Below are 5,444 nucleotides of genomic sequence, written 5' to 3'. Positions count from 1 at the left end.
ACAGGCGCTTTTTAGTATGCTGGCAATGCTAAAAGCTGGCCCACTGCCACAGCCACTATTTGCAGAGCGGCAAAAATTACTGCACTGGGCATATCTTTATCAGGAACCGGCTACCGCGCTGCAAACAGCAACTCATCTGTCAGTCAGCATGCAACATTATCCTGTACACGACATTATTTTTGGCGACTACCGGATGGAGCAGCCAGACGAGGTTTTGTATCAACAGGTACTCGGCTACTTTACCAGTGAAAATATGCGCCTGATGCTGATTGCACCTGGCGTACCGGTACACCAGCAAGCACGTTGGTACCACACGCCTTACAGCATTGACAAGCTGCCCCCTGAGTTATTAACACAGCTCAACAACGTTAAACCCGATCCTAAGCTACGTTTACCTGCTACCAACCCGTATCTTGATGGTGACATCATGCTGCTGGCACCGGACGAACATATGGACAGTCCGGTGTGTATTCACGATGAAAATGCATTATGTGTCTGGTATAAAGCCGATACCGAATTCGCCAGCCCCAAAGGCCACCTGTTTGTCCAGCTCAGTTTGCCACAAAGTTTGGGGAATTGCCGGCAACTGGCCGCGACACGGCTTTGGGTGGAGCTTTTTTTGGACAACATTAACCAGCAATTCTATGCCGCAACGACTATCGGCCTGGTGTACAACCTCCATGTCCAGCGTCAGGGTATCAGTATTCATACCAGCGGTCTGAGTGCTAACCAACTCAGGCTGTTACAGGATTTACTGCAACAGATGCTGCAGCAGGATTTCAGTGCGCACCGCTTTAGTGAACTTAAACGTCAACTCAGCCGGCACTGGCGTAACAGCAGCAAAAATAAGCCGGTAGCACGCTTGTTTAGTCAGCTTTCGGCTTTATTACAGCCACAAAACCCAGAAATAGATATACTGGCCGACGCACTGGAAGAGCTGGATTTCCAGAGCTTCATACAATTTCATCAGCAATTACTGCAGCAGGTACATATTGAAAGTCTGATGCTTGGTAATTGGACATCAGATCAGGCCCAGCAACTAACTACGATCCTGAAACAGTGGCAAACAAAGCTGCCTGATACAGGAAACAGATTACCGAATCCCCAATTTAACATACAGGGGCTGGGGCCCGTGTGGCTGCAATTGGACGTAGAGCACAGCGATCATGCGTTGGTAATATACCTGCCTGCACAACACGCCACGCCTGAGCAAATGGCGCTGTTTATGCTTGCTAACCATGTTATGTCGCCGGAGTACTTTCACCAGCTTCGCACTGAGCAGCAGCTCGGTTATCTGGTAGGAACCGGCTATGTGCCTATTAATATGCTACCCGGCATAGCTTTTTATGTGCAATCACCAACAACCCGTTGTGATACCTTGTATGAAGCAACAGTGATGTTTTTCCGCGCTTTTTTATCTGACACTGAAACATTATCTGCCGAGGAATTCGCCGAAATTAAGCACGGAATATTAGCGCAGCTCAACGAACGTGATAACAGCCTGGGCGCCAGGGCAAAACGTTATTGGCTGGCATTAGGCCAACAGGATTACAGCTTTGCGCTAAATGAACGTATTGTGCAAAGCATGCAACAACTCACGCTGGAGCAGTTTACCGGGTTTTTACAGCAACTACTGTTACCCGATTATGACGCAATCTTTCTGGCTACAGATAGCAAGCCAGAACATAGCCACTTGCGCTTCAGTGACCCACAAAGCCTGAAGCAGCAGCTGAAACAAACACAAATTGATTTTGACACTACAGATAAAGTTATATAACGTGGAAACTCTTATTATACGGTAGCTGCTATAAGTGTCACTAAAGCAAAAAATTATTATAATAATCAGCGCTATTTTGTTCAGCAGCCTACCTTTTAGCTTATATGCAACGGGTTGGGATTACCTGCAACCTTATACGCTAAGCCTGGTGCTATTGGGCTCTTTCGGTGCCTTGGTTCTGGCGCATCTTAGCATTGTGAAAATGCGGCGTTATCAAACCAAACTCGAACAAAGTGAAGAACGGCTGCGCCTGTCCTTGTGGGGTAGCGGCGACGAGTTATGGGACTGGAAAATCGGTAGCAGCGAATTATACCGTTCAAGTTCCTGGTTACATCCGGTCGAACTGACACCTGAATCACAGGATTTCCCACCAAATAAAGCCCAAATTCACCCGCAGGATCTGGAGCGGGTCAGCCAGTTATTACAAGACCATCTGGACGGTAAAACCGCACATTTTGAAGCGACGTACCGCTTAAAGGGCGCTGACAACAACTGGATCTGGGTATTAGACCGCGGTAAGACGGTTGTTTTTTCTGCTAACGGCAAACCAGCCAGGATGACAGGCACCCTGAAAAATATTAATCAGTTGAAACAGACTGAAGAGCAATTGCAGCTATTTGCGCGCTGCCTGAAAACAATATCCGACGCTGTCGTTATCTGTGACACCAATTTTACCATTCTCGAAGTAAACCCCTCTTTTAGTAAAATCACCGGCAAAAACCGCGAACAAATACTGCAACAGCGCTTTGAGCTTTCCCTGTATCCCAGCGCCTTTATGCACGACGTGCATAAACAATTGGCTAAAACCGGTACCTGGAGTGGCGAAATTCAGGAGCAGCATCAGAACGGCAACATCTATCAGGCGGAACTGACCTTTGATCAGATAAAAGACGACCAGGGCAATGTTACTCAGTATGTTGCTGTGTTTTCAGATATTACCGAACGTAAACAACGTGAAGCCGAGCTGCACCGCCTTGCCAACAGCGACACCCTAACCGGCTTACCCAACCGGGCCCAGTTTATGCAAAAGCTGGCAGAGCTCGTCAGCAGCAAAACTGAGCACGCTTTGCTGGTGTTTGATTTAGACAACTTTAAAAAAATCAATGACTCACTTGGGCATGAACTGGGCGACAGCCTGCTGTGTAAACTGGCTGATCGGTTAAGCAGTTACAGTAAATACCGCAGTAAACTATACCGTCTTGGTGGTGATGAATTCGCTATTATGTTGGATCAGACCAATGATCTGCATCATATCACCTCGTTGGCAAAAGAGCTGCTGGCATTAATCAACCAGCCGCTGTTGGTCAACCAGCATGAACTGGTGATAACCAGCAGTGTTGGTATAGTGCTGTTCCCGGATGACGGCATGGACCCGCAGGCATTGCTGCGAAATGCGGACACGGCGATGTACCACGCTAAAAGCCAGGGTGCAAACCGGTATCTGTTCTTTAATGATTCAATGAATAAATTAGCGGTCAAAAGACTGCAGCTGGAAAACCTGATACGGCATGGTTTAAAAGAAGATTACTTTGCCGTGTACTACCAGCCGAAAATGGACATTGTTAGCGGCCAGCTGGTCGGTATGGAAGCGCTGGTGCGCTTTATTACCCCTAAAGGCGGTATCGTAAGCCCTGCCAGCTTCATTCCGGTAGCAGAAGAAACCGGTCAGATAATTGAAATTGGTGAAGTCGTATTGCGTAAGGCGTGTCTGGCCGTTAAAGGCTGGATAGATCAAGGGCTGTTTCAGGGCCGGGTTGCAGTAAATTTATCGTCACGTCAGTTTAGTCTGCCGTATTTATGTGAATTAATTGACGACACTTTGCAGCAAGCTGAGCTGCCATCTTATCATCTTGAGCTTGAGATCACCGAAGGCACTGTTATGCAATCCCCACCACAGGCGATTGAGACAATGAAAAAACTGCGTGCCCGCGGTATTCATCTGGCAATGGATGACTTTGGCACCGGTTATTCGTCATTGGCGTACTTGAAACAGTTTCCGCTTAACACGCTTAAAATCGATAAAGCCTTTATCGATGATATGAATACCGCCCGCGGCCGCAATATGGTTGATACCATTATGACGATAGCCCACAACCTGAGCCTGAGTGTGGTTGCTGAAGGTGTTGAGCAGGAAGAGCAATTGGCAATGCTACGCAAGCTTCGCTGTGATGTGATACAAGGCTACTACTACAGTAAGCCGCTTTCCGACAGCGAATTTACCCAGTTTCTGCAGGAGCAAAAAGCCCGTCGCATCAAACTCAGCGCCGTACCTGTTTAATTAGCCTGCAGCCACAAAAAAGCCCCTAAGTGCAGGGGCTTTTTTTGTTAATCAGCATCTGTCTCGACGTAAGAGAAGTCGTCACTGCCATCGGCAATACGCTTCTTACCAAACACCGTATGAAACTTGCGCTTTTCTGCAAGCCGTTGCCGGTACTTCAGCCAGGTCTTTTCAAACGCTGTGGTGGCAGGCTCTTCGCCTTTACACACTGCAATAAAGCGTTTCTCTTCATCATTCACTGGAGCACGACTGCCCTGCTCCAGTTCCTGCATTGCCACCCCATGTTTCTCCAGCATATTACCTTCTGCCAGAGTAAAGCGCCCGGACCGCGTAAATCCTTTTGGGAAATTACGGTCATCGAAAAAGCGACGGTTAGCGACAAAACTTTGCTGCATCACTTTTTTCCTCTAATCTCGTTGAATATCAAGCCAGCCTGTTTAAACTGTGCGGAGTATGGTTAACAATATTCCTGTCGTAAAACAAATATTTTTTATCGACACCATAAATATTTTAAAGGGTCAAATTTGGATACCGAACTGCTTAAAACCTTTATCGAAGTTCAGCGTACCAGACATTTTGGTAAAGCCGCCGAAAATCTCTATTTAACACAGTCAGCCGTCAGTTTTCGTATCCGTCAGCTTGAGCAACAATTAGGGGTAAACCTGTTCAGCCGCTATCGCAATAATATTCAGCTTACCGCGTCCGGTGAGCGCCTGTTACCGCATGCAGAAGCTATGCTGGCAGCACTGCAACGTGCCAAGCAGGATATGGCGGTCAGTGCAGAACAAGCAGTACCGCTGTCCATTGCAGCAACTGCGAATGTCTGGGATGCATTTTTACTGCAGGGCTTTATCAGATTGCAGCAAGCCCTACCTGATCTGTCCTGGCGGGCAGAATCATTGGGCAAAGATCAGATAGCACGTCAGGTATTGGAGCGGCACCTTGATTTAGCCATCTTGTTCGACGCGCCTAAAATGGACGAAATGCAAATAGATAAGCTGGGTGATGTCAAACTGGTACCAGTTACAACCTTTGCCGACAATAATGCTGCCAGCGCGATGCGGCACAGTTACATACATATTGATTGGGGTACCGCCTTTGATACACAGCACGCCCGCTTCTTTCCGGAACTGCCAGCACCTTACATCCGCACTGGCAGCGCACGCATCGCGCTGGAACTGATGCAGCAAAGTGGTGGTTCAGCTTATTTGCCGGAGACTATGGTGCAGAATCTGATGGCTGACAGCAGTTTGACGCTGATTAAAGACGCTCCGGTAATGACCAGAGAGCTGTTCGCAATATCGCTGCCTAAAGCGACGCCACGCAAGCAAATTGGTGAGATTGTTACGCAGTTACGAAACGCGCTGTTGCAACGCTGAAAAACTCAGG

4 protein-coding genes are annotated in these 5,444 nt (G+C 47.8%); 3 read left to right on the top strand and 1 reads right to left on the bottom strand.

Translation table 11 applies throughout. The features are described from left to right. Together VIN66_RS14730 and VIN66_RS14725 are read left to right on the top strand one after the other, a co-directional pair. Positions 1 to 1,777: insulinase family protein (locus VIN66_RS14730; RefSeq protein ID WP_331924684.1), on the top strand; the 1,777-nt coding region annotated here is incomplete at its 5' end. A 76-nt stretch (positions 1,778 to 1,853) separates the two neighbouring features. Further along, a complete protein-coding gene (locus tag VIN66_RS14725) occupies positions 1,854 to 4,055 on the top strand; it encodes a putative bifunctional diguanylate cyclase/phosphodiesterase (protein WP_331924683.1) in 2,202 nt (733 codons plus the stop codon). 47 nt (positions 4,056 to 4,102) lie between these two features. Here the strand turns inward: VIN66_RS14725 and maoP are convergent, their stop codons facing one another. After that, positions 4,103 to 4,450 (bottom strand): DUF413 domain-containing protein, encoded by a 348-nt coding sequence (gene maoP, locus VIN66_RS14720; protein WP_134055534.1) that lies wholly within the window; start codon positions 4,448 to 4,450, stop codon positions 4,103 to 4,105. 129 nt (positions 4,451 to 4,579) lie between these two features. Here maoP and hdfR point away from each other — a divergent pair, with 129 nt between their 5' ends. Then, positions 4,580 to 5,434 (top strand): HTH-type transcriptional regulator HdfR, encoded by an 855-nt coding sequence (gene hdfR, locus VIN66_RS14715; protein ID WP_134055536.1) that lies wholly within the window; start codon positions 4,580 to 4,582, stop codon positions 5,432 to 5,434. Positions 5,435 to 5,444 lie beyond the last annotated feature (10 nt).

Source organism: Rheinheimera sp. (genome assembly GCF_036568245.1).
GTDB lineage: Bacteria > Pseudomonadota > Gammaproteobacteria > Enterobacterales > Alteromonadaceae > Alishewanella.
Note: the sequence above shows the minus strand (reverse complement) of the source record. Positions and strands in the feature narration are given on the sequence as shown.

Excerpts from the sequence above, each read along its gene's own strand:
- maoP (WP_134055534.1), bottom strand. The coding sequence starts at position 4,450 with ATGCAGCAAAGTTTTGTCGCTAACCGTCGCTTTTTCGATGACCGTAAT.